Below are 23,303 nucleotides of genomic sequence, written 5' to 3'. Positions count from 1 at the left end.
TGCGGTGGTTAACGACTGACGGCCAGCAGAGGGGCCAACTCCGCCACCTCGGCCATGGTGAGAGGCTGCACTTGCGGGCAGCCGGGGTTGCTGATCAGCACCAAGCTGGTCATGTCGAAGCCGGCCTCGGCAATGGCGGCGCGGTCAAACTCCAACAGCAGATCGCCCGCCGTGATGGCGTCGCCTGTCCGGACATGGGCGTTGAAGTGGCGGCCATCGAGCTTGATGGTGTTGATGCCGATATGGATCAGCATTTCGGTGCCGTCGTCGGCGACGAGCGCCAGGGCGTGGCAAGAGTGGAATAGGGATTTGACCCGGCCGCCAAACGGCGCCACCACCCGCCCGCTATGCGGCAAGATAGCCACGCCCTTGCCCAGCACGCCGCTGGCGAAGGCGGGGTCCGGAACCGTGTTGAGCGCCTGGGGCTGGCCATGAATCGGGGAGAGGACTTGATAAGACGATGCGGCATCGACCGCGGTTGGAGGCTCTGCCGTCGCGGCGGCGGCCGCCTCGGCCTTGGGCTGGCCGAAGAAGAAGGTGAGCAGCGCGGCGAGACTCGCCGCCAGCAGGCTGCCGGCAATCGCTCCCCAAACCGTATAGTCGATGCCGCTGTCGGGAATGAGTTGAGCAAAGGAAAAAATGCTGGCCAGACCCATCGAGTATTTTTTTGCCTGCACATAGCCGACAAACAGGCCGCCTAGCGAGCCTCCCACGCAGCCGAAGATGAAAGGGCGTTTGGCCGGCAAATTGATGGCATAGATGGCCGGTTCGGTAATGCCGAACAGGCCGGACGTGACCGCCGAGCCGGCCAGGGCGCGTTTTTTGGCGTCGCGGCTGCGCAGCATCACCCCAAAGGCTGCGCCAGCCTGCCCTAAAACAGCGGGGATCAACATGGGCGTCAAGGTGTCGTAGCCCAGCGCGCTCAGATTGTTGTAGAACAGCGGGATGAAGCCCCAGTGCAGGCCGAAGATCACCAAGACCTGCCAGCCCGCGCCCAAGGCGGCGCCCGCAAGCATGGGCATGAAGCCGTACAAGACCTGAATGCCGCCCGCCAGTGTTTGGCTGGCCCAAGTGGCCAGCGGTCCTATCAGAATGAAGGTGAGCGGCACAACCAGGATCAGGCAGGTCAGGGGCGTCAGGATGTTGCGCACCGAGTCGTGCAGGCGTGGACGGAGCCTACGCTCGACTTGGCAACTGACCCAGGCCGCAAACAGGATGGGCATCACCGAGGAGCTGTAATTCATCAAGGTCACGGGCAGGCCGAGAAAATCCAAAGCCGCCGTCCCCGGGTCTTTGGCGGCCTCAAAAGCACGGAGCGCTTGTGGATGCACCAAGGCGCCGCCAATCGCCATGGTGAACAGAGGATTACCGCCAAATTTTTTGCCGGCGGTATAGCCCAGCGCCATCGGCAGGAAATAAAACAAGGCGTCGCTGGCGGTGAACAAGAGTAAATAAGTGCCGCTGCTCTTGCTCAGCCAAGCGCAAGCCACGAACAGAGCCAGCAGCCCTTTTAAAACACCGGAGGCGGTAAGAATGCCCAGGACGGGCATGAAGATGGCCGATACCAGGCTGATAAAACGATTGAACAGCCCATCCTTTTCTTCCTTATCGGCGTCCTCCTGGGCACCCATCAGCGGCTGTATCTCGGCATAGACCTCCGCCACCCGGTTGCCGATCACCACCTGGAATTGCCCGCCGCTCTCCAGCGCAATGAGAACGTCGGGCAGGCTGTTCAAGCTTTCGGCATGGGCCAGCCCCGGGTTGCGCAATTTGAAGCGCAGACGGGTGGCGCAGTGCACCAGGCTCAGAATATTGTCCTTGCCGCCCACTCCCGCGACGATCAGCTTGGCGAGTATGTCCATTGTTCTCCTCCCTATGGCGAGCGAACGCTCAAAAAAAAACCTGACCGCGCCCGCCCGCAATGGGGGAGGCGTGGTCAGGTTTTGCCTGTTCTAGACAGTAACAACCCTGTTGATGTCTCGGCGGCTCAAAGCCGCCGGCGAGTAAAGATCAGGCTTACAGACGGCTGATGTGAATGGCGAGGAACATCATCTCGTCCAACTCAAGTTCCTTCTGGTACTGCTCCCAAATAAAGCCTCTAACGCTTTCCGCGCTGCGCCACGCCTGCGGGTAGCTTGCCTTCACCGCCGCATGCAAGGAGGCGTCTCCAACAGGCAATGTCTGCTGCGACAACACGCGTTGCGCAAAAAACTTCAGGTGGGCAATGAAGCGGTGGTAGTTCAGCATTTGCTCGTCAAGCTCACGCCCTTGCTGGTAGGTGACAATCCGGAGTATCTGCTGCATCAATTGGGAAATGGCTTGCATCCCGAGAGCCTCGGTTGATATTTGGGCATTGGTCAAATGCCAGGCGATGAACCCCGCTTCATCTTCCGGCAGGCTCAGACCCAGGCGCTGCTCAATCAGCATCAGCGCTTGCTGACCAAGAGCGAACTCTCTTGGGTAGAGCCTGCGCATTTCCCATTGCAGCGCGTTGTGGAGGGCAATGCCCTGGCGCTGGCGTTCAATCGCGAAATGGCAGTGATCCAGCAGCGCCAGATACACCTCCTCGGGCAGTTTGCCCAATTGCTTTTTCGCCAGGCTGAGGATATCGGCGCACACCGCCATCACCTCCGCGGGGATGCCGCTCAAGACTTCGCTCAAGCGGGATGTCAGCTCATGGTTTTGCAAGGCGAAGAGTTTTTCGATCCGGGCCGGATCCAGCGCGTCTCCCGGGCGCTTTTGGAACCCCAGGCCGCAGCCCATGGCCACCAACTCATGCTGGTGTTCGTCCAACACGAGGGCCGCGTTGTTGTTCAAGATTTTGCTGATTTTCATAGCGCACACCCTGAAAACAAAAAAACCTGACGGCTTGGCCTCAGCCAAGTCATCAGGTTTTGCCTGCTTGCGCAGTAACAATCCTTGAGCACATACATCCGGTTTGACGACGCGGGAACCCTGTCACGGCTTTGGTCCCAAGTGTCATCAACGCATAAGACCATAGGATGGTAGGAATGACAACTTAATTTGTTAAAAATATGACGATTCAACGCCGACTGATGCGGGCGTCTGACAGAGCGGGCAGCCGGGGGCGGTTTAGCGGCCGTGGCGAAAGAGAGGGAAGGCGTCATTGCGGTCTCCAAGTCAGTGTTGGAAACCTGTCGTTCTGCGGGCAGAGAACGGCGTCGGGGCAAAGGCTGTGCAACTGACTGGCGCAATCGTCCAGCACCACGGTGGCGGCGCAGGCCAGATGCTGCAAACGGGGTTGATGTGACTGTGCGGCGTGGGATTGGAAGGCGTCAAGCGCGTGACGCAGGGTGGCGAGGCAGTTCAAGGCCAGGGCGCAGGCGGCCAGGGTTTGGGTCTGTGGATCAGGCGGTGGTTTGGCGAAAGCGGAGTGCGGATGGGAAGGGGTCATTGCGGTCTCCTAGTCAGCTTTAGAGCCTGCCCGGAGAGGCATGGACAGGCACGTGACAAGGTGGCAAGACCGGTATGTATGATCAAGGACCGGCAGCCCACAAGGAGCTCCCTGCCACGGCCTACCCGAATGGGTACAGCGTGGCAGCAGACGTAGTTGTGCCAAAGCGGACACAAAAGAGTCTGCGATCATACATTTCTGGGCTTGCCAGCCCTACGCAGCGTATTGGGCGCAGCGCGAGGCACAGGGTACTGAGGCGGGGATGGGGCGTCAAGCCAATGGCGGAGGAGAGAAGGGTTTCATGATTGTCATCCTTCTAAGGATGCGCCGTGGTTCATCAAGTTGGAATTTTCAAGGGGGAGCGGACTGGAGTTTGTGGGGCCTCAAGACCAAACCCTATGGTTAATGCCTTGTTCTACCGTGGCGGAATTTACTATCTATATAGGATATTGATTGGGGTCAGCACGCCGGGGTGGACATTTTGCCAGACCGATTTGAAGCCAAGTTGCGAGTCGCCATTGCCGTTGCCATGTTGTTTGTAGCGGCGCTGTCGCTTTCCATCTGGAAGGTTGTCGACAACGCCAGTCAAGCCGCGCACTGGCTGGCGAACAGCGTTCTGGTCATGGACCAGTTGGCGCATATCCGCGGCTATACCACGCAAGTGGAAATGAGCACTCAGAACTATCGCCTGACAGGCGATGAATCCAATTTAAAGGAGCGCGACAGGGTCATTCAGGCGCGCGAGCGCTTGCTGGTGCAGCTTCGTACACGAGTTGGCGACAATGCCGAACAGCTTAAGCGTTTGATGGCGCTGCACCAGGTCGTCACCCAGCGGCTGGCGATCTCTCGTGAAGTGGAGAGCGTGTACCGTCGGCAAGGCGGCGCGGCGGCCAGCGCCTACGCCGCGCGAGCGCCGATACACGCCACCCGGGTACGGGCGTATGGCTTGCTGGACGAAATGGACCAGGAAGAGCACCTGGTGTTGGAACGGAGGCAGATCGATTATGAGCGCTCACAGCAGTGGCAGCTATGGTGGAACGGCCTGAGCGGCATCACGCTTTACCTGCTGCTGGCCGGGACATATTTCATGGTGCGGCGGCAATGGCGGGCGCTCAAGGCCAGCCGGGAGGCATTGGCGTCCAGCGAGGAAAGCCTGGCCGCCACGCTGCATTCGATTGGGGACGCGGTTGTTTCCGTCAATGCGGCTGGCTTGATTACCCGTTGCAACCGGGTGGCCGAGTTGCTCACGGGTTGGCCCGCCGCCGAGGCCGTCGGCTTGCCCCTGTCACAGATATTGACCGTGCGGCGGGATAAAGACGACCGGGCTATCGATTTATTGGCGTGCGGCACAAGAATGGTGACTCAGGCCCTGCACATGCCGGAGTCCTGGCATGGGGAACTGGTGGCGCGCGACGGCCGGCAGTGCCCGATCAGCTACACCGTGGCCCCGATTATCGCCAGCGGCGGTCAACTGAACGGCGTGGTGGTCGTATTCCATGACTCCACCGCGGAACGGGATGCCCGGCTGACCATACTGGCGCAGAATGCCCTGCTTACCGAGAGAGTGCAGGACCGGTCCTTGCGCTTGGTGGAAAGCGAGGCGCATCTGGACGCCATCCTCAGCGCAGTGCCGGTGCTGATTGCCTATGTCAATGCCGATCGCCTCTATGTGTATGTCAACGAACAGTACCGGCAGCGCTTTGCGCCAGAGCGCGTGAACATCACCGGCTGCGCGGTGAAGGAAATTCTGGGGGAAGAGCGTTACGACATAGCCTGTCCGCGCATTGACAAAGCGCTGGCAGGCGAGCCGCTGGACTATGACTGGCAGCCTTTTCCAGGGGTTTGGCAAAACATACGCTATGTGCCCAAACGCAATGAGCAGGAGGAGGTGATCGGTTATTACGTGCTGGGCATCGACGTCACCGAGCGCAAGGCGGCAGAGGAGCATATCCAGCTGCTCAACAACGAACTGTCTCAGCAAGTGCGCGAGCTGGAGCATGTTTCCCGCGCCTTGCGTACCCTCAGCGCCGGAAACCGCGCCATGTTGCGCGCCAAGGACGAGCAGGAGTTGCTGGACAGCAGCTGCCGGGCCATTGTTGAGGCCGGCGGTTACGACACGGCGGTGATCTGGTATGGCGACGGAGAGGCGCAAGAGCTACAGCCGATGGCTCAATGCGGCTTTGCCGGCGGGCTGGACGAACTGAAAGGCATTGTTCTGGGCAGAGCCGATGCCGCCGGCGGCATCAGCATCACGCCGACAGCCGTGCGTACCGGCAAGGTGCAACTGGCGCGCGACATGCAGAACGACAGCCGGTATGAGGCGCTGCGGGCCTTGATGTATGGAGCGGCATCCGGCCTGGCCTGCCCGTTGCGGGTGGACGGCCGCGTGATCGGCGCCCTGACCATTTACGACAAGCAGGCGGATACCTTTGACGACGACGAGATTGATTTGCTGATTGAGGCCAGCGCCGATCTCGCGTTCGGCATCGGCTCCTTGCGTGCGCAGCGGGAACGAGAGCAGGCCCGCGCAGCCATGCAGCAAATGCTGCGCCATGATCAACTGACCGGCCTGCCCAATATGTTGCAGTTTGAAGAGGCATTGACGCTGGCCGTTGTGCACGCCAGCCAGGAGGGCCGCATGCTGGCCGTGCTGCAGTTCAATATCGAACGGCTGGGGGAAATCAACGAGGTGCTCGGCTTTGCGCAGGGCGACCAGGTATTGCGTGAGTTTGGCGCTCGCCTGAGGGCTTGCCTGCCCGCCGCCGCGTTGGCCGCGCGCGTGCGAGGCGACGAATTTGCGGTCTTGCTCCCCGGCGCCGATGCGCAAGAGGCCTTGGTGCTGGTCACTGCGGTCACCTGGACAATGACCACCGCTTTTGAAGTGGCGGGGCTGACCCTGGACGTTGCTGCAAGAGTGGGAATCGCGCTGTTCCCTCAACATGGGGGGAACGTACACGATTTGTTGCGTCATATGGGCAAGGCCGCACAGCAGGCCAAGCAGCGAGGGGTGGCTTATTGCCTGTACGAACCGGGCAAGGGCGAGACGCAGGCGGAGCGGCTGACGCTGGCCAGAGAACTCCGCCATGCCATAGCGCAGGGCGAGCTGCGGCTATACCTGCAGCCCAAGGTCAGCCTGGCCGATGGCCGGGTCTGCGGCGCCGAGGCCTTGGTGCGCTGGCAGCATCCACAGCACGGCTTATTGGGGCCCAGCGCCTTCATTGATATCGCTGAGCGGTCCGGGCTTATCCACCCGCTGACCGAGTGGGTCATTACGGCAACACTGGAGCTTCTGCAAGCCTGGCAGAGGCAGCGGCTGATGCTGCCCATCGCGGTCAATTTATCGGTGCGCAATCTGCAGGACGACGCCTTGCCGGACAAGCTGCGGCTTTGGCAGGAACAGCGTTCGATTCGCACCGGCTTGTTGGAGCTGGAAATCACGGAAAGCTCCGTGATGCTGGACCCGGAGCTGGCGCTGGCCTTGTTGCATGAACTGCGATGCGCTGGTGTCGCACTGTATGTGGATGATTTTGGCACCGGCTACTCGTCGTTGAGCTATCTGCAAAAACTGCCGGTGGATTACATCAAGATTGATCAGTCTTTTGTGATGAATATGTCGCAGGACAAAGACTCCGCCATGATCGTGAAATCCACCATCGAACTTGTCCACCATCTGGGACGGCTGGTGGTTGCGGAGGGAGTGGAGTCCGCCGCTGACTGGCAGAGCCTGCGTGAGCTGGGCTGCGACTATGCTCAGGGGTATTTTATTGCCGCGCCGATGCCGGCTGAGCAGTTCGCCGCCTGGACCACCACATTCCGGGCGCCATAGCGTGGGAAAGCCTCCTGTGCCGCAAGCCGCTTTGCTTGGGTGGTTAGCTGCGGCAAGGTGTTGTGCTCCTGTTGCGTGAGCAAGCGCTGGCCTAAGAGTGGCTAACAAATTCCTGATGCTGCGTTGCGCCGACTTGCCGTACTCAAGTACTGCCTGCGTCGGCGCGCCTTGCCTCAGATGTGAAACTGATTTTGTTAGCCGCTCTAAGCCCCGCAATGCTTTGATGACCGGCGGCCCGGCATATCCCATGGACGAGGCATAGGCAGAGGAGTGCGGAGGGAAAGGCGTTATTGCGGCCTCCTGGTCAACTTTGGCGCCAGCCGGGAGAGGCTTGACCAGGCGCGCGACAAGGTTGCAAGGCCGCGATCTACTACGGCAGCCGTCAGGCTTGGCCTTCTTGCGGGTACCACGAGGGCGCAGCCAGACGAACCTATACAGCGGCGGAGCCGCTAGGTTCGGTTGCCTCCGTATGGACAAATCGGAGCAGGGGACTTCGTTTAGTTGATATCTTAAGAATAATTGCCGAGAATGCCCGTGGCGTGCCGGAAGCTACTTTCTTGAATGGAAAGGAAAACTATGGCTGCGCGCGCAATCGTCCGGGAGGGCGATACCACTTCACATGGCGGCACCGTGCTGGAGTCATTCCCCAACTTCAATATCTATGGCAAGAACGCATCCGGCATCGGCCACCGTGGCTACTGTCCGCAGTGCAAGACAGAGTTCGTCATCGTGGCCGGGGCGCAAAACGTCATCTTCATGGGCAAGAATGTGGCGGTGGAAGGGATGCTCACTTCCTGCGGCGCAGTCCTGATTGCCTCCCAGTCTCAAGCCACGGTAGATACCGACCCTGGCGCAGCCAAGAGGGTGCCGGGGCCGCTGAGCGCGATGATTGCGGCGGGAGCGCCCATGCTGGCGCAAGGCCCGAACTGGATCGAGTTCGCTTTGCCCGCCCAGGAGAACTACCAAGGCTTGGCCTGCACGATCAACTTCAACGACGGCAGTTCCAAAGACATGACGTTTGACCAGGCCAGCTGCTTGCGGATTGACTCCATGGCCGAGGTGGCGGGTGTCCATGTGGAAATTCCGGATGACGAAGATAATGGCGAATGCCTCTTTAACCAATTCATTAATCTGATTGAGGGCTGAGACATGACTGATTCCGTGACCTATGGCAGAAGCCGCAGTGCTGGCACTTCCACCACCAGCGGGGCCAGCGTCCCCGAATATAAGATCGAGTACCGAGGTTACTATCAGGTTAATCTGCGGCATGAACTGGAGTCGCCTCTCAAGAAAAGCATTGAAGCTCTTGAAGCTGCTGCGGCGCGCTTTGCGACGGATGCTATTAATGATGGGAATGTACGGATTTCTTATCAGAATAATATTCACCGCATGGGACAGGCAGTGCTTGATGAAGTGAGTGCCGGTAACATAACGGCAAAAGATGGTATGAGCTTTTCCATCCAAATGCGTAACAAAATCATGCTGGAGCACCGAGCGGTGACTTCAAGGCAAGGAGTTGCCTTAGCGGAAAAGCATAAGCCCAAGGGGGTGAGTGAGAGGGAGTTGCTAGATAAATACGCCAAGGATATGTATGGTAAGGATTTTGAAAAACTGACTCGCTCGAAAAAAACAAGTATTTATTATAAGATTATTAACTCTTCGGCTCGAACAAATGATGGGTTTGATGGAGTCGCAAAGAAATTAAAAGTTATGGGGAAGGTGGGCTGGGTAGTGACCGCAACACTAGCGACTTATTCAATAGCAGAGGCAGAGAACAAGAAGAAAGAAGCTGTAAGGCAGGGTGCTATCATTAGTGGGGGTGTGCTAGGGGGAGCGGCTGCTGGACTGGCGGTTTCTACTATTTGCGGTCCAGGTGCTCCATTTTGTGCGATTGCGGTAGTTTTGGCGGGTAGTATTGCTGGTGGAGCATTGTCTGAAACGGTGGTTGATAGTCTAGATGAGGAATTGAAGGAGTTTGCAAATTGGCAGCTGCAATAAACGGTTTCAGCATAGCTAAACGTGATGTCTACCTTTCTGAATCAAGAGATGTTGAGTATACACTTTTGTATGAAGGAGCGGACACTGGTATCAAATCTATCTACTATCACGATATTGTCGTTCAATATCAATTAATGGACGGATGTTTTTTTGTCGTGCTGAAGAATGAACATTTTGAGATTGTGAACTATGCTTTTTATCTGTTGGGTAAAGGTCTTTCGACTTTGGATTGTGTGAAGCAATTTCAGTCTTATGGGTGTGATGGATTTATGACTGATAAGCATTTTTCAGAAGGAATATTTTCTTTCAAAAGAACAGGTAATTCCAAAAAGTATGTTTTGAAAATAGACCGCAAAGGTGGGTTTTTTTATTCAATGAGTGACTTTAGGGGTAGATCATTTTTTGATTTCCTTCGTTTGAAAAAATACTTGATGCTGATGGAAGTGTCGTGATTTTGTCTTGAGTGCAACTGTGTGGGAATTGCTGCTGCTAGACTATTTGCTGAAATGTGTAGTGGATAGCTTTAGATGAGGAACTAGAGTGGCATGCAAAGTGCAATATACAATAACTAACTTCAGCTTGCTTAAAGATGAGAAAACATCAAATGATGGGAATGCTTATTACTTTCTACTGTTTGATGGCGATAGGACAGGAGTAAGAACATATTGTGAAACTGTCTTTATCCAGCATCGTTTAGGCGAAGGTGGGCGATTTTTTGTTATTTTGGAAAATGAGTGTTTTGATGCTGTAAATTATATTGTTTATTTGTTTGACGCCAATATTCATGTCTTGGATTGCTTGTGTCTGGATTGGTCTGAATTGGATAGGGGGTTTATACAGAGCTATCAGCTGAATGATGGTGTGTTTTGCTTTGAGAGATCTCTGAACAATAAAAAATATGCGCTGAAGATTAGCGATGGTGGTGAGTTTCGTTATTCAGGAGGGGATTTCAAATATAGGGCCCTGCTTGACTTCATCAGGCCACGAAAATTCTTAACCCTGACAGGGTAGGCATAGTTTCTTTTAATCAGGGCTCAGTTGGTCGTCTGGGAGGAGGTGCTTTCAAATTGGCAGTAACAATAAATCATTTCAGTATAGAAGAACGTAATGCCCATCTCTCCAAGTCTGGAGAGGTGGAGTATGTGCTTTTGTGTGAAGGAGAAGATGTCGGTATCAGGTCTATTTACTATAATGCTGTTTTTGCCCAATATCAGTTGGAGGAGGGGCGCTATTTTGTTGTGTTGGAAAATGACTCCTGGGAGGATACTAATTATCAGTTTTATCTCTTGGGTTATGATTTCTCGATTTTAGACTGTGTGCGACAATTTGCTTCTGATGATTGTGAAGAGAGATTTATCGTTTACCATAGGCTTGATGGAGATGAGTTTACTTTCAAAAGAGCCGGTAATGCGAAAAAATATGTCTTGAAAATTGATCATGTAGGAAGATTTTTTTATTCGACAAGAGACCTGAAGAGTAGGTCGTTTTTTGATTTTCTTCGCCTGAAAAAATATTTTTCACTAACTGAAGTGTAGTGCTGCTATTTAAGGTTTCGATTGTTGTGGTAGGGTGAGGTGTAAAGGAGGGCAAGGTGGTGTCTGAAATAATAAACTTCAGCTTGCTAAAAGATGAGAGGTCATCAAATGATGGGGGTGCTTATTACTTTCTACTGTTTGATGGCAATAGGACAGGAGTAAGAACATATTGTGAAACTATCTTTATTCAGCATGGCTTAGGTGAAAGTGGGCGATTCTTTGTTGTTTTGGAAAATGAGTGTTTTGATGCTGTAAATTATATTGTTTATTTGCTTGATGCCAATCTTCATGTCTTGGATTGCTTGTGTCTGGATTGGTCTGAATTGGATAGGGGGTTTATACAGAGCTATCAACTGAATGATGGTGTGTTTTGCTTTGAGAGATCTCTGAATAATAAAAAATATGCGCTGAAGATTAGCGATGATGGTGAATTTCGTTATTCAGGAAGGGATTTCAAATATAGGGCTTTGCTTGATTTTATCAGGCCACGGAAATTCTTAACCCTGTCAGTGCAGGCATGATGCCTTCTGTTCTTGTAATCTTGATAAAAATGGCGATTGATTGTCTAGATGAAAGGCTAGGGGAGTTTGCAAATTGGCAGTTGCAATAAGCGCTTTCAGCATAGCTAAACGTGATGTCTACCTTTCTGAATCAAGAGATGTTGAGTATACACTTTTGTATGAAGGAGCGGGCACTGGTATCAAATCTATCTACTATCACGATATTGTCGTTCAATATAAATTAATGGATGGGTGTTTTTTTGTCGTGCTGAAGAATGAACATTTTGAGATTGTCAACTACGCTTTTTATCTTTTGGATAAAGGTCTTTCGACTTTGGATTGTGTGAAGCAATTTCAGTCTTATGGGATTGATGGGTTTATGACTGATAAGCATTTTTCGGAGGGAGAGTTTGTTTTCAAAAGATCAGATAACTCCAAGAAGTACTCTTTAAAGATAGATGGTAAAGGAAAGGTTTTTTATTCGTTGAGTGATTTTAAGGGGAGGTCATTTTTTGATTTTTTAGATTGAGAAAATATTTGCTTTTAACAGAGGTGTAGGGGCTTGTTTTTGAAAAGTGGTTGTCAAATGTAAGTGGGGCAAGTGTGGGGAGATTTTATTAGATGGTACATTCAATAAATTTGTTTCACTTGCAGAAAGTGAAGCCCTTAAGGGAGGTGGACGAATGCTTTGACTTGATGTTTGATGGTCATGCTACAAGAGTTAGGGTGGATTATGAAACTGTTTTTGCTCAATATAAGATAGATCATTTATTTCTTGTTGTTCTTGAGAATGATTTTTGGGAGGGGACAAATTATCTGTTCTATCTGCTTGATGAGGATTTTCACGTTGTCGATCGGATTAATTTGAGCGCAACGCCTGAGGATAATGGGTTTATTCAAGAGCATCATCTTCAAGGGAATGGCTTGATTTTTTATAAGTATAAAAGCGGGAAAAGATATGAGTTGTCAGTTCAGAAGGAGGGGCGGGTAAGTTATTCGTTGAATGAGCTAAAACACAGGTCGTGCTTTGGTTTTATGAGACCTAAAAAGTATCTTACACTACGAGATTGGGGAGCTGCTAGTAGAAAATGCTAGGTTTGATTGTTGGTGAAGCCGGGAGCTTCTGTTGAAGTGTAAAATGCCGAGTTCTGCAGGCTAGAGCGGCGATAAAATGGCTTGTTTCTGCTGACCTTACAATGATATGCGCATGAATCATTTTGCGGTTTTACTGTTTCTGCCAACATGGGCCCTAGCTGCTGAGCTGTTTGATGGGTATGAGACCTATTACCGCAGCCTGCCAAATCGCTTATTCCAGTCTTCGGGTATCGAGCTAGAACCTTTCAGCCTGGAGGGGGAACAAGACATCCGATATGTTTGGCAGGGCATGGCAGCGGGTGGCCGTCATAAGGTAGAGCTGAAAGAGGGTAAGATCATCCTGGATGGCAGGACATGGTTGGCCAAGTCGATCAAGGCTTTCCCTGGCGAGGTGGTTAATGCAGGGGATTTGGGGAGAGGGGCTGTGGCGTATTTCGCCGCCGGCTGGGCATGCGTGGAAAATACGCCTGCATCGGCCTCGGGTACGGCGGTGAGACATAAGTCGGTCTACCTGTTGCGCTTGGGCAGATCCAAGCCTCAAGGATGGAAGCTACCCAGCCTGTTTGCATCCTGTCAGGGCCTTAGGTTTTTGAACGGCCAAGTACGGTTCGACAAGCTTGAGTATCGCTATCAGGGTGGCAAGGATGAGCCGGCTGGGGTGGTACTCAATGAGTACGCGATTAAGTCCGGCCGATTTGTGCCCTTGGCGGGCAAGCATTTCGCTTCCTTTGTGGAGGAGGGGAATGTGTATAGGTTTTTGCTTGACTGATGGAGGCCACGTTTGGGGTGGGGATGCCTGACAGCCGTATCGTCCTGGCGATCATCAGGCACCTGTGCAGTTTTCGATTTCCCCGCTCTGCCGTCCGTCTTATGCGCCATCCTGTATTTTTTGAGTTAGGTTGGTTCAAGTGTTTTTAATTTTTGCAGAGTATTCCTTAATTCCGGGTTTGTTGCGTAAATGAATACGCCTTTCTTGGCGCGGGTAAGCAATACGTAGTAGATATTGCGTACAGCCTTGGCAAATTCTTGCTTCCTCTGCGGTATTGAGATTTCTGGTCTATCCAGCGAATCTTGCAATGGTTTGTATTTCTGATAACTAGGGCGCACTCTAAGGCCATTGGATGTATGGATTAAATCTGGTCCAATGATCACTCCGACATAGTCATATTCAAAACCTTGAACGGTATAGATTGCGCCAACTTCAGTGTGAAAGCCAGGCCTCTGATTCCAGTCGGCATAGGCCGAGTACTGATTCCAGCGCGCAGTCCAATCTTCGATCTCAATATCGTGGCCCTCGCCAGGCGGGCTATGTATTGTGCTCCAATCCCAACAGTACCCGGCAACCATGCGGCAGCTTGTGTTGCTCTGTGCGCGTTGGCGCAGCAGGTTTTCCATTTGTTGCGGATTGTCTACCAATTGAACTTCAAAGTCTGTGTCAGGCTTGAGGGTGTCGAGCTTGCCATGGTTGAGAAAGCGATCAACCCAAGCGATATAGTTATCGGCCCCTCGGCAACGCAATTGTACGGAGAGGGTATGCTGGATGAGCTGCATGCCTTCTTTTTGGGCGGCAGCAGAGAGGTCGGCGCTGCGGCAGTTCTCGTTGGGCTGTAGCCATTGATTGTCATCGATGAAAAAAACGATGAGTTGCTTATTTTTAAAGAGCTGGGCTAGAAACTTGCCGTTAAGACGATGCGCCTCGTCGACGATTAAATACTTGGTGCTTGCAGGCCCGCCTGCGCTAAAATCCAGGGCGCGCAGGCAGTCTTTGATGGCTGCGGAGATAACATAGTATTTTGGGTTTTTCCGCTGTTGCATGAGATGCCGAATAAGCATCATGGCCAGAACCGTTTTGCCGGTGCCAACTATCCCTTTAATGACGACGCAGCTTCGATGCTTTGTATCATCCAACACGCTGAGAATTTTTCGGAATGTCTGTTCTTGTTCGGCGCTGGGCTCAAATAGGGCGCTGCAATTGAGTTTGTCGCTGAAGTTGGCGATAAAGGCATCGGAGTAATGCAGTACCGGATTGCACAAAAAGGGAAGAAGAGAACTGGGCTGCTGTAGTTGCCCAAGCACGCTCGCGGCGGCTTCTTGTCCCTGGTTAAGAGTGAGTAGCAACGCATTCTGCAGATGGGAGGCAAAGGGGTGTGACCTTAGCAGATCATCTTCAACTTCCCTGTAATTGTGCAGATAAGCCATGGCATGCATGACTGGCTGATGGGAGCCGAAATCAAGCATGTGCTCAAGCGCGGTCATGTAAACTTGCGCTTGGTCACAAGGGTGCTCCGTTGAGTAAGGCGGTTGAGCATGAACCGTCAGGCTGCGTGGCTCATCGCTTTTACTCAGGCTGATGCTGCCTTGAGACCATTGCTTTAGCTCAATGATGAGGATATGCGTGTTGTCATCCGCGTCAGCGCCAATCAGCACGCAATCTGCTCGTCTAGTGCCTAATGGCATGGGGTATTCGAGCAAAATGTGCCCGTTGATCCGCTGTGATTCCAGCAAGGCTGCCAGGGCCGGCAAGGAGTGAGTCCATGATGACTTTTCTTGAGGGCTGAGCGGGCTCTGCTCAAAGACTTCTGCATAACGCTGTTCAAGTTCATCTGGAAAGCTTGGGTTTTTGGCTTTTTCACAGAATTCTTGAATGGTCAGTGTGGCGAGTGCGGTCATGTGCTGTTGGCGGCGGTTTCTGTTGCTTGCGTTTTCGCGTGCTGTTTTGTAAGCAAGGGTTGGCTTACTGTAACTTGCTTCTGAAGTAGTCGGCAGTTTCTGGATCCGAACAGTAGAGATAACAACCCTTCATGCCGCGCGTCATCAAGGTGCGATAAGTATTCTTGATGATGCGGTCTGCCAGTGCTTTGGTACCCGCAGGATCTTTCTTGATACGCGTTTTGTAGCCTTTGATGGTTTGATCCATGGAGGAGCGCTGACTGGCGTCGGTGATGACCTGGCCATCGCGGACGATGAGGTCGGGGCCAATGATCACGCCGATGTAGTCGACCTCAAGACCCTGGCAGGTATGGATACAGCCCACTTGGTCAATGGAGTCTGGGGCAATAATCCACACCATGCTGTTGCTGGCCAGATTCCATTGGCGCTGGTAGTGAGAACCAATGACGATGTCCATCTGGCTGGTATCCGTCTTGCTGTTCCATGGCCAACAGTAACCTGCGACAACGCGTGCCTTGTTTTTTCCATTCTTTTTCTCGACAGCCTCATGCATGGCTTCCGGCGTATCAAAAACCTTAAAGTGGTAACTTTGGGTGTTCAGCAGATTATTGGCGGTTTCGCGGATGTCGAGAACATTGTCCAGCCATGCCATGTAGCCATCTGACCCGCTGCAACGGAACTGCGAGCTGAGGGTGAACTCGTGTATCTCCGCTTCCTTGATGGCCGCCCAGTGACGAATCTGCTCCCTGGAGCCAATGTCGCGGAAGGTAACGCGTTGGTCTTCATCAATAAAGAAGACCGTGCACTTGGCGGCGTTGATCAACTCCTTCATCTGGTTCTCGCCCAGATTATTGAACATGCCGCTTTTTTCTGTCAGCCGATGGGACTCGTCAACGAGCAACACATCAAAACTATCCGGCTCCATGGCGTGAAAGCTATCTGAGCCAGTGAACAAGCCGTTAAAGTGGGTCTGTTTAACCGTACCAGTTAGCTTGGCCTTGTAGACATGCCGAGGAGCGGCATTCTTGGAAACATACTTGATGGCTATGCCGGTTTGCAGCAGCTTGACCAGCAGATTGATGGCGATGAGGGTTTTGCCGGTGCCAGGGCCGCCTTCAATGATGATGACTTTGTGTTTGCCCGGGGCTGCCGCCTGCGCAATTTCCTTGATGCTTTCATAAACCAGTTTTTGGTCATTGATCAGGGCAAACTCGGTGTTTCCTTTCATCAGCTGAGCCAGGGAGTCAGCAAACGCCTTGGATGCGCCAATTCGGCTGCTGATGAGTTGCTGCAACACCGCCTGTTGGTCTCCCTTTTGGATGTGTTGGCGCAGAAAGGCAAGCAGCTTGTCTCGTTCGGCTAGCCCTTTACGGAATAATGGCGCCTGTTCGGTGTACTCCTTGAATCGGGCATCCAGGATGGCGTTGTCGTTTTCGGGGTAATTGTGAAGGAAGGCGCACGGTATCACCTTGATGTCGCCGGATGAAACCGACTCATTGAAGCTTTCAAACAGCATGGCGTAGGACCAGGCCTGGTACGAGGGGTGAATGGCCTCATTCAATCCGCCTCCCAGCATGGTGCGTACGATGGCATCCTTGCCGGTCTGCTCAATGCCGCTCCATTGCTTGAGCTCAATGATGACTGCCTTCTTGTTCCCGTATTCGTCATAACCGGTGAGAGTAAAGTCTATGCGGCTCATCGACTGAGGTGCGAATAGTTCGATACCCACTCCCGCACTGGCCGGGATGCTGTCATCACGCAAGATCTTAGCCATTTCCTGCAGCGAGTTCTGCCAGGATTGCTTCTCTTTAGGGCTTACTTTCTTGCCAGTCTTCTCTTGATACTGAATTTCGATCAGGTCTTCGATATAGCGGTCTGCATCCTGAAGGAATTTCTGCTTATCGGCCTGGTAGATGAGGGTATGGGTTGAACTGGACGCTTGCATTCAGATCTCGTTGTATTTCTTGCTGGAGCCGCGGACTTTGTCGGCCGGGTATTTCTGAGTGTTCAACTGCAGCTTTTTGCTGGCCGCATCATTGAGGTCAACGCCCAAGACATCAGCCAGGCGGACAAGGTAGAGCAACACGTCTGCCAGTTCCTCACGTACCTTGTCGGCCGTGGCCGGGTGACTGCCTGCGCTCTTTGAGGCGTCTTCGCTCATCCACTGAAAGATTTCAATCAGTTCCCCAACCTCCCCAGAGAGAGCCATAACCAGATTCTTGGGGGAGTGGAACTGATGCCAATCGCGTTCGGCAGCAAAGGTTTCGAGTGCAGTGGCCAGCCTGGAGGTTTCAACCAGAGGCGTGTTGTCGTTGTGGAGGGTTTGGTTCGTCATTGTGTTACTTCCTGCGAGGATAGCTGCGCTTGCAGAATATGTATCTGGGGTTGTGCGCAATACTCTCTATTGTGGACTGACGCGGCACTTGTGGGCAATCCTGGGCGGCCCCGTGTGCTGTAGAAAAATCCGGGTTTCTGGTGGAGGGGGAGCCAATAGCTTGAGAGTCAGGCTGTTATGCGCTGCGTTTCCTAATACGCCGATGCGCGTTGGCCCGTGCAAAGGGGCATCTGCTTCCACCAGTTGCATGATCTTCATTTCTAGCTCCAGCAAGCGTTCCTCAAAGGCAAGTGTCGGCTTGTGGGCTACTGTAGTTTGGCGAAAGCGAAGTGCGGATGGAAGGCGGCGGCTGTACCGCAATCGCCCGGGAGGGCGATATCACCTCCACTGTGCTTGGGTTTCGGTTCTACCGTCCCCATGACCGCATTCTCTCCAAAGATGGTTTCTCAGAAAATTTCGCCTAACTTAGACGTTCTCTATTCACAATAAAATAATCAATAGAATTTGTCTTGACATTGTCATGTCTAGTGCTAGGATTTTTGTATGGTGGAATTTGGTTCATTTCCGGGCTGGAGATTTGCAGAATATTTCAGCCACGCAAATACAAATTTTGCTAGAAACCCAGCTTTTCATTGGTGTGTTTTTATTTGTATAGCAAGTCCCGTAAAGCTGACACGGCTTTTATTGTCTTTTCGCTGCACCGCCCTTTATCAAAATGAATGATCATGCGAGGTGTGTATGCCTGAAAACAATGTGGTTCAAACGCCAGCTCCGCCCTATCCAGAATATTCGGATAAAGTACTGGATCAGCCGGCTGATTATGGTGTGCTGAAGCAGCTGGAAGGCACATGGGTTAACTACAATCCGGATAAGACGAATCTGGGATGGGGCTTGCATACCACCTGTATGCCGTCTCCGGGGACAAATTCTGAAACCATTTTCGGCATATTCCACTTCCTCTGTGAAAACTATACCGAAGAACTCACGTTCTCCCTGGTGGATGGTGGGGTACGGAATCGGGGCGGCACCAACGAGCAGTTTGCGGGCGCGGTGAAATACAATCAAAGCATACAGCGCGTCAGTGACGGCGTGGGCATTCACGAAGAAGATGGCATGTATTTGTGGATGAACCCGATGTACAACCATGCGGCTACTGAGGAATCCGTCATTTCTGATAACGGTTTCCCTGGAATTGCCATTGGCGCCGGCGCCAACGGACCAAATTACGTGCCGCCTTATTCCATTGCGCGTAGCGGGACCATACCCCATGGCAGTGCAATGATGATCACCGGCGGATTTCAGGCGGACATTCCAGGCAAACCGGAATATCCCACCGGCACCGACTGTTGGACTCAGCCTTTTAGCAACTCGTGGCCAACGACTCCTCCGCCGCAAGACAATAATACGGTGCCGGCTGCCGTTGCTGCCAACCCCGTGCCCCTGACTGGGTCTCCGCTCGCCATTTCACCCAGCATGGGCGCAGCCGCACTGCTGTCGGTTCAGGAGGGCACACCGGCTGCGCCGCTTAATCTGGATGAACCCGCGCCGGCTTGGGCGTTTGACAAGTCATTGCCGGCCACCCAGCCGGACAGCAATCTGACTTATTTCCAACGGATTGTCGCTGATCCAAACTACCCGTATTCCGTACGCCCTGATTTGCGGTTGCGTGATGTGATCAAAGACCAGCGCATCAAAAAATACACGTTGATTCAGCTCAGCAGCAAACACAATGGCGGGCCGCAAGGTGGGATTCTAAACACCCCCTTTGTGAGCACCTTTGCCAATGTTACCGAGATGAATCTGAACTTGTGGATACAAACGGTGATCGACAGCGACGGCTGTGAGGTGTTGCAGCTTCAATATGAACAAGTGCTATTTTTTGAGTTCATGTTCGGCTCCAACGGGCAAGTGACGCGCTGGCCGCATATCCAAGTCAATACTTTGAGAAAGAAACCGACTGGTAGGTCGCATTTAAACTACTAGGACTCTTTGGACGAAAACACCGCTTCGCAATAGTGAAGCGGTGTTTCTTGCTGAAAAGTCAGCGTGTTCATCTGGTTTACTCCTCCAGCGCTTGCTTCGCGGTTTCCCGCGCCAGCAGCAAGGCCAGCAGCGTCAAGCACAAGGCGACCAGCACATAGGCGGAAACGGCCAGCGTGGAATCAAAGGCCCGGTACAGGCTGGTGATGATCAAGGGCGCGAAGCCGCCGCCTACGATGCCGGCCAGGGTGTAAGCCAGGGACGAGCCGGCGTAGCGGATGCGGGACGGGAACTGCTCGGTGACGAAAGCCGCTTGCGGGCCGTACATCATTGCGTGGATCAGCAGGCCGGCCACCACGGCGACGCCGATTTGCAGCGGCTGTTGGCTGTCCATCAGCCGGAAATACTGGAATGCCCACAGCGCGCCCAGCAAAGCGCCCATCGCGTACACCGGGCGGCGGCCCCAGCGGTCCGACAAGATGCCGAACAAGGGGACGGCCAGCGCATTGACCGCCGCGCCTATCATTGTCACCGTCAGGGCCAGCGAGCGCGGCAGTTGCAGCACCGTGGTCACATAAGTCAGCGTGAACACCACCACCAGCGCGTACAAGACATCGGAACCGATGCGCACGCCGCCGGCCAGCAGCAAGCGCCGCCAATGCCCGGTGAACACCTCCCGCACCGGCGTGGCCGCCTTGAGTTGGCGGCTCTCCAAGGCCTGAAACACCGGGGTTTCCTCCACGCCGCGACGCAGCCATAGGCCAAACACCACCAAGAGGACGCTGGACAAGAAGGGCACGCGCCAGCCCCATTCCAGAAAAGCGTCCGGGCTCAGCCACCAGGACAGCGCGGCAATCGCCCCGGTGCCCAGCAAAGTGCCGCAGGACGGCCCCACTTGGGTAAAGGACGCATTACGGCCGCGCTGCGTCGGCGCGCCATGCTCCATGGACAGCAGCACCGCGCCGGCCCATTCCCCGCCAATCGCCGCGCCTTGCAAAAAGCGCAGGCTGACCAGCAGCAGCGGGCTCCAGATGCCCCAATCCCGGTAAGTGGGCAGCAGCCCCATCAGGGCGGTGACCACGCCCATCAGCAGCAAGGTGGCGATCAGCACGAAACGGCGGCCCAGCTTGTCGCCCAGGTGACCGAACACCGCGCCGCCCAGGGGCCGCGAAAGATAACCCACCGCGTAAGTGGAAAACGCCAGTATGGTGCCGGTCAAGGGGTCGAAGGAGGGGAAGAACAGCACGTTGAACACCAGGGCGGCCATCAGGTTGTACACCGTGAAGTCGTACCATTCCAGCGTGGTGCCCAGCATGCTGGCCATGGCCAAGCGGCCCATTTTGGGGCGGGTGGCGGTCTGGCCGTCCGTTGGCGTCGCTGCAGCGCGGGTCTGCGTCATCGGCTCAACTCCTCTGCAAACAGCTTCCACTTGAGATCGTAGCGGGCGGCGTCTTGCTCCTTGCCGTCCAGCAGCAAGCAGGCCAGCTCCAGCGCATGGCAGCGCGCATCCTCATGGCTGCACTCCATCAGCAACAAGGGCCGCAGCAGACGATTGTCCAGCGACTCGTTCGGCAGCGGCTGGCTGAGTTTCGCGTCCGGCCACAGCAAGCAAGAGCGAACAAAACCGGAGGACTGAATATGGGCTTGGCCAAAGGCCCGCGCTTGGGCCGCCAGTTCGTCGGCCCGGGCCAGGGCGGACAGCGGAAGCATCAGCAGGCAACGGCCGCTGCCTTGCCCCACCTCCGCCAACACCCGGCATACTCGGCGCATGGGTTGGCGCATGCGCCGCAAATTGGTTTGCGACCACTCGGTCTGATGTCGGAACGCGTCCTGATAAGCGTCTGAGGAGAAACAGTCCAGCGACTGCGCGCGGTACAAGCCCAGATAGCGGTGCTCCGCCTGCTCGGATTGATAGCGCGCGGCGGAGATGAAGCCGGGCAGGCGCACGCGCTCTTCGAGATGTTCCCGGTCGTACCACTGGTTGAAATCGGCCTCGTTAGCCGCGTCGACATTGGACGCGACCACGAGCATGGCGGGAGAACTTGGGCGCATGGAAAGCCTCCGGAAGGCTGCTGACATGTCGCGATGATCGCCGCCGCGCCGCAGCAGGACAAACGAGTAATTCTTGCGGCGCTTGATCAGCTTTTCTTATCGGCGCAGCTTGGCCCATCTATCAAGGCCAATTCCGCCGGCGGCGCATAAGGGGCGGGCAGGGCGCGGACAAAATCGTCCGATTCACGGCAAGCCAGCTCCGCCGCCAAGTTAATGGCTTCCGACGCGTCGCGCTCCAGATGGCTCACCACCAACTGCTGGGCCGGCAGCGGCTGGGCGCAGGGAATCCAACGCAAATCCCCGCGCTCTATCTTGTCCCGCACCGGCGCCAGCGGCAGCAGCGCATAGCCAAAACCCGTCTGCACCAAGCGCGCAAGGGCGGCGATGGAGCTGACGCAATGCACCTTGCCCGGCGGCAGCCGCGCCTTGCGGTACAAATCCTTTACCGCCAAATAAGGCTGGGAGCCACGGCTCATGGTGATGATGGGCGTGCGCAGCAACTGGTCCAGGCTAGCCTCCTCCGGCCGGGCCTTGCCAGGGGGCCCCACCCAGCCCATGGCCAGCGGCAGACAGGGCCGGCTGACAATGCCGTCCCCCAGCGCCGCATCGCTTTGCAAGGCGATGTCGATTTCCGCCGCGCGCAGGCTGTGGCGCAGCTTCTCCGTGGTTTCAGAACTCAACTGCACCTCAATACCGGGGTGCTTGCTTTGTAGGCGCTGGAGGAAACGCACCAGCCAGGTATGCGCCACGCTTTCTATCACGCCAATGCGCACCAGCCCCAGCAAAGGCGCACCAGGTTGGTCCAGTTGCATGATTTCCGCTTCCAACTCCAGCAAGCGCGCGCCGTAAGGCAAAAGCCGGCTACCCAAGGGCGTTAGCCTCAGCCCGCGCGGCTTGCGCTCAAACACTCTGCCGCCCAATTCCTGCTCCAGCGCGGCGATGCGGTGGGAAATGGCGGCCTGGGTCAGAAACAACCGATCCGCCGCTGCGCGAAAGCTGCCCAAACGCGCCACCCAGATAAAGGCTTCAACAAAGCGAGTATTCATCCCTAGCTCCCATGAAGTTCCGCCGCGCCTCAGCGCAGCGCGGTGTCTGGGTTTGTCTGCTTCTCGCCTGGCGGGCAGGGAAGGGAATCATAGGAAAGGCTGTGCAACTGGCTGACGCAATCGTCCAGTACCGCGGTGGCGGCGTAGGCCAGATGCTGCAAACGGGGTTGATGTGTCAGTGCGGCGTGGGACTGGAAGGCGTCAAGCGCATGACGCAGGGTGGCTAGGCAGTTCAAGGCGATGGCGCAGGCGGCCAGGGTTGGGGGCTGTAAGTCTGGCGGTGGTTTGGCGAAAGCGGAGTGCGGATGGGAAGGTGTCATTGCAGTCTCCTAGTCAGCTTTAGAGCCTGCCCGGAGAGGCTTGGACAGGCACGTGACAAGGTTGGAAGACCGCGATCTACTACGGCAGCCGTAAGGCTCAATGCCACGGCCTGCCCTCTTGCGGGTACTACGAGGGTACAGCTAGGCGAACCTATACAGCGGCGGTGCCGCTAGGTTCAGTAGATCACGGGCTTCCAAACCCGACGCGGCGTTATTGGGCGCAGCGCGAGCACAGGGTACTGAGGCGGGGGTGGGGCGTCAAGAAGGGGGCGGCTTTCTGGAGGAGGCGCTTGGGTAGATGGCAGATGATTTGATGTTAGTTGTGTGACATTGCTAGTGGCATGACATATGATTTTGGTTTGATGTGCTTTTGCAAAACCGTCGAGGACTCCATGCACCAGGATTTCAGGTCTTACTGGAGCGATTCTGAGTACGTGGTCATTTGTTTTTAGGATGACCTCCTCCCGCAAAACCGTAGCAGCGAAAAGTAGAGATTTCTGGCAAATTTAAGCCCATCCAGGCAGGAGATTT

The 23,303-nt window shown here is 54.7% G+C and carries 21 protein-coding genes; 11 read left to right on the top strand and 10 right to left on the bottom strand.

Going from position 1 to position 23,303, the window contains the following annotated elements; translation table 11 throughout:
* Nucleotides 1–8: 8 nt before the first annotated feature.
* The 3 genes from AB1Z25_RS11850 to AB1Z25_RS11840 all read right to left on the bottom strand — a co-directional run bounded on the left by AB1Z25_RS11850 (nt 9) and on the right by AB1Z25_RS11840 (nt 3,415).
* Nucleotides 9–1,862, bottom strand: a complete 1,854-nt coding sequence (locus AB1Z25_RS11850; RefSeq protein ID WP_486635320.1) for a beta-glucoside-specific PTS transporter subunit IIABC — start codon at nt 1,860–1,862, stop codon at nt 9–11.
* A 154-nt stretch (nt 1,863–2,016) separates the two neighbouring features.
* On the bottom strand, nt 2,017–2,835 hold the full coding sequence (licT, locus tag AB1Z25_RS11845; protein WP_107801716.1) for a BglG family transcription antiterminator LicT: 819 nt from the start codon (nt 2,833–2,835) through the stop codon (nt 2,017–2,019).
* 289 nt (nt 2,836–3,124) lie between these two features.
* Nucleotides 3,125–3,415 carry a hypothetical protein gene (locus AB1Z25_RS11840; protein ID WP_486635319.1) on the bottom strand — a complete coding sequence of 97 codons (291 nt, stop codon included), beginning with the start codon at nt 3,413–3,415 and terminating at the stop codon, nt 3,125–3,127.
* Nucleotides 3,416–3,887: 472 nt separating this feature from the next.
* On the opposite strand from AB1Z25_RS11840, the gene AB1Z25_RS11835 reads away from it, so the two are divergent.
* The 10 genes from AB1Z25_RS11835 to AB1Z25_RS11790 all read left to right on the top strand — a co-directional run bounded on the left by AB1Z25_RS11835 (nt 3,888) and on the right by AB1Z25_RS11790 (nt 13,138).
* Complete coding sequence (locus AB1Z25_RS11835; protein ID WP_486635318.1) at nt 3,888–7,241, top strand: EAL domain-containing protein; 3,354 nt, start codon at nt 3,888–3,890, stop codon at nt 7,239–7,241.
* A 576-nt stretch (nt 7,242–7,817) separates the two neighbouring features.
* Nucleotides 7,818–8,387 (top strand): PAAR domain-containing protein, encoded by a 570-nt coding sequence (locus tag AB1Z25_RS11830; RefSeq protein ID WP_227103467.1) that lies wholly within the window; start codon nt 7,818–7,820, stop codon nt 8,385–8,387.
* A 3-nt stretch (nt 8,388–8,390) separates the two neighbouring features.
* Nucleotides 8,391–9,239, top strand: a complete 849-nt coding sequence (locus AB1Z25_RS11825) for a hypothetical protein (protein WP_486637335.1) — start codon at nt 8,391–8,393, stop codon at nt 9,237–9,239.
* Nucleotides 9,224–9,691: a hypothetical protein gene (locus AB1Z25_RS11820; protein WP_486637334.1), complete on the top strand. Its 468-nt coding sequence runs from the start codon at nt 9,224–9,226 to the stop codon at nt 9,689–9,691. Before AB1Z25_RS11825 ends, AB1Z25_RS11820 begins: the two co-directional genes overlap by 16 nt.
* Nucleotides 9,692–9,791: 100 nt before the next feature.
* The gene (locus tag AB1Z25_RS11815; protein WP_486637333.1) at nt 9,792–10,250 is read left to right on the top strand and encodes a hypothetical protein; all 459 of its coding nucleotides are present in this window, start codon (nt 9,792–9,794) and stop codon (nt 10,248–10,250) included.
* A 56-nt stretch (nt 10,251–10,306) separates the two neighbouring features.
* Nucleotides 10,307–10,774, top strand: coding sequence for a hypothetical protein (locus tag AB1Z25_RS11810; RefSeq protein WP_486637332.1), 468 nt, complete (start codon nt 10,307–10,309; stop codon nt 10,772–10,774).
* A 59-nt stretch (nt 10,775–10,833) separates the two neighbouring features.
* Nucleotides 10,834–11,295 carry a hypothetical protein gene (locus AB1Z25_RS11805; protein WP_486637331.1) on the top strand — a complete coding sequence of 154 codons (462 nt, stop codon included), beginning with the start codon at nt 10,834–10,836 and terminating at the stop codon, nt 11,293–11,295.
* A 73-nt stretch (nt 11,296–11,368) separates the two neighbouring features.
* Complete coding sequence (locus AB1Z25_RS11800; protein ID WP_486637330.1) at nt 11,369–11,803, top strand: hypothetical protein; 435 nt, start codon at nt 11,369–11,371, stop codon at nt 11,801–11,803.
* A gap of 197 nt (nt 11,804–12,000) precedes the next feature.
* A complete protein-coding gene (locus AB1Z25_RS11795) occupies nt 12,001–12,369 on the top strand; it encodes a hypothetical protein (protein ID WP_253313593.1) in 369 nt (122 codons plus the stop codon).
* A 112-nt stretch (nt 12,370–12,481) separates the two neighbouring features.
* The gene (locus AB1Z25_RS11790) at nt 12,482–13,138 is read left to right on the top strand and encodes a hypothetical protein (protein ID WP_253313594.1); all 657 of its coding nucleotides are present in this window, start codon (nt 12,482–12,484) and stop codon (nt 13,136–13,138) included.
* Between the two features lie 125 nt (nt 13,139–13,263).
* Here the strand turns inward: AB1Z25_RS11790 and AB1Z25_RS11785 are convergent, their stop codons facing one another.
* The 3 genes from AB1Z25_RS11785 to AB1Z25_RS11775 all read right to left on the bottom strand — a co-directional run bounded on the left by AB1Z25_RS11785 (nt 13,264) and on the right by AB1Z25_RS11775 (nt 17,374).
* Nucleotides 13,264–15,039, bottom strand: a complete 1,776-nt coding sequence (locus AB1Z25_RS11785) for a DNA/RNA helicase domain-containing protein (RefSeq protein WP_486637329.1) — start codon at nt 15,037–15,039, stop codon at nt 13,264–13,266.
* A 64-nt stretch (nt 15,040–15,103) separates the two neighbouring features.
* Nucleotides 15,104–16,984, bottom strand: coding sequence for a DNA/RNA helicase domain-containing protein (locus AB1Z25_RS11780; protein WP_486637328.1), 1,881 nt, complete (start codon nt 16,982–16,984; stop codon nt 15,104–15,106).
* Complete coding sequence (locus tag AB1Z25_RS11775; protein WP_486637327.1) at nt 16,985–17,374, bottom strand: nucleotide pyrophosphohydrolase; 390 nt, start codon at nt 17,372–17,374, stop codon at nt 16,985–16,987.
* Between the two features lie 738 nt (nt 17,375–18,112).
* On the opposite strand from AB1Z25_RS11775, the gene AB1Z25_RS11770 reads away from it, so the two are divergent.
* On the top strand, nt 18,113–19,357 hold the full coding sequence (locus tag AB1Z25_RS11770) for a peroxidase, FMP-type (protein ID WP_486637326.1): 1,245 nt from the start codon (nt 18,113–18,115) through the stop codon (nt 19,355–19,357).
* Between the two features lie 76 nt (nt 19,358–19,433).
* On the opposite strand, the gene AB1Z25_RS11765 is transcribed toward AB1Z25_RS11770, so the two are convergent.
* The 4 genes from AB1Z25_RS11765 to AB1Z25_RS11750 form a co-directional block, all read right to left on the bottom strand.
* Nucleotides 19,434–20,753 carry an MFS transporter gene (locus tag AB1Z25_RS11765; RefSeq protein WP_486637325.1) on the bottom strand — a complete coding sequence of 440 codons (1,320 nt, stop codon included), beginning with the start codon at nt 20,751–20,753 and terminating at the stop codon, nt 19,434–19,436.
* The gene (locus tag AB1Z25_RS11760; RefSeq protein ID WP_486637324.1) at nt 20,750–21,406 is read right to left on the bottom strand and encodes a hypothetical protein; all 657 of its coding nucleotides are present in this window, start codon (nt 21,404–21,406) and stop codon (nt 20,750–20,752) included. Before AB1Z25_RS11760 ends, AB1Z25_RS11765 begins: the two co-directional genes overlap by 4 nt.
* A gap of 86 nt (nt 21,407–21,492) precedes the next feature.
* A complete protein-coding gene (locus AB1Z25_RS11755; RefSeq protein ID WP_486637323.1) occupies nt 21,493–22,452 on the bottom strand; it encodes a LysR family transcriptional regulator in 960 nt (319 codons plus the stop codon).
* 29 nt (nt 22,453–22,481) lie between these two features.
* Nucleotides 22,482–22,772 (bottom strand): hypothetical protein, encoded by a 291-nt coding sequence (locus tag AB1Z25_RS11750; protein ID WP_486637322.1) that lies wholly within the window; start codon nt 22,770–22,772, stop codon nt 22,482–22,484.
* Between the last annotated feature and the right edge of the window lie 531 nt (nt 22,773–23,303).

The organism is Chromobacterium sp. HL1 (assembly GCF_057418835.1).
Note: the sequence above shows the minus strand (reverse complement) of the source record. Positions and strands in the feature narration are given on the sequence as shown.

What these genes read in the sequence shown, in the direction of transcription:
- AB1Z25_RS11850 (WP_486635320.1), bottom strand. Translation starts at nt 1,862, where the DNA reads ATGGACATACTCGCCAAGCTGATCGTCGCGGGAGTGGGCGGCAAGGAC.
- licT (WP_107801716.1), bottom strand. Translation starts at nt 2,835, where the DNA reads ATGAAAATCAGCAAAATCTTGAACAACAACGCGGCCCTCGTGTTGGAC.
- AB1Z25_RS11840 (WP_486635319.1), bottom strand. Translation starts at nt 3,415, where the DNA reads ATGACCCCTTCCCATCCGCACTCCGCTTTCGCCAAACCACCGCCTGAT.
- AB1Z25_RS11830 (WP_227103467.1), top strand. Translation starts at nt 7,818, where the DNA reads ATGGCTGCGCGCGCAATCGTCCGGGAGGGCGATACCACTTCACATGGC.
- AB1Z25_RS11825 (WP_486637335.1), top strand. Translation starts at nt 8,391, where the DNA reads ATGACTGATTCCGTGACCTATGGCAGAAGCCGCAGTGCTGGCACTTCC.
- AB1Z25_RS11790 (WP_253313594.1), top strand. Translation starts at nt 12,482, where the DNA reads ATGAATCATTTTGCGGTTTTACTGTTTCTGCCAACATGGGCCCTAGCT.
- AB1Z25_RS11785 (WP_486637329.1), bottom strand. Translation starts at nt 15,039, where the DNA reads ATGACCGCACTCGCCACACTGACCATTCAAGAATTCTGTGAAAAAGCC.
- AB1Z25_RS11780 (WP_486637328.1), bottom strand. Translation starts at nt 16,984, where the DNA reads ATGCAAGCGTCCAGTTCAACCCATACCCTCATCTACCAGGCCGATAAG.
- AB1Z25_RS11775 (WP_486637327.1), bottom strand. Translation starts at nt 17,374, where the DNA reads ATGACGAACCAAACCCTCCACAACGACAACACGCCTCTGGTTGAAACC.
- AB1Z25_RS11770 (WP_486637326.1), top strand. Translation starts at nt 18,113, where the DNA reads ATGCCTGAAAACAATGTGGTTCAAACGCCAGCTCCGCCCTATCCAGAA.
- AB1Z25_RS11765 (WP_486637325.1), bottom strand. Translation starts at nt 20,753, where the DNA reads ATGACGCAGACCCGCGCTGCAGCGACGCCAACGGACGGCCAGACCGCC.
- AB1Z25_RS11760 (WP_486637324.1), bottom strand. Translation starts at nt 21,406, where the DNA reads ATGCGCCCAAGTTCTCCCGCCATGCTCGTGGTCGCGTCCAATGTCGAC.
- AB1Z25_RS11755 (WP_486637323.1), bottom strand. Translation starts at nt 22,452, where the DNA reads ATGAATACTCGCTTTGTTGAAGCCTTTATCTGGGTGGCGCGTTTGGGC.
- AB1Z25_RS11750 (WP_486637322.1), bottom strand. Translation starts at nt 22,772, where the DNA reads ATGACACCTTCCCATCCGCACTCCGCTTTCGCCAAACCACCGCCAGAC.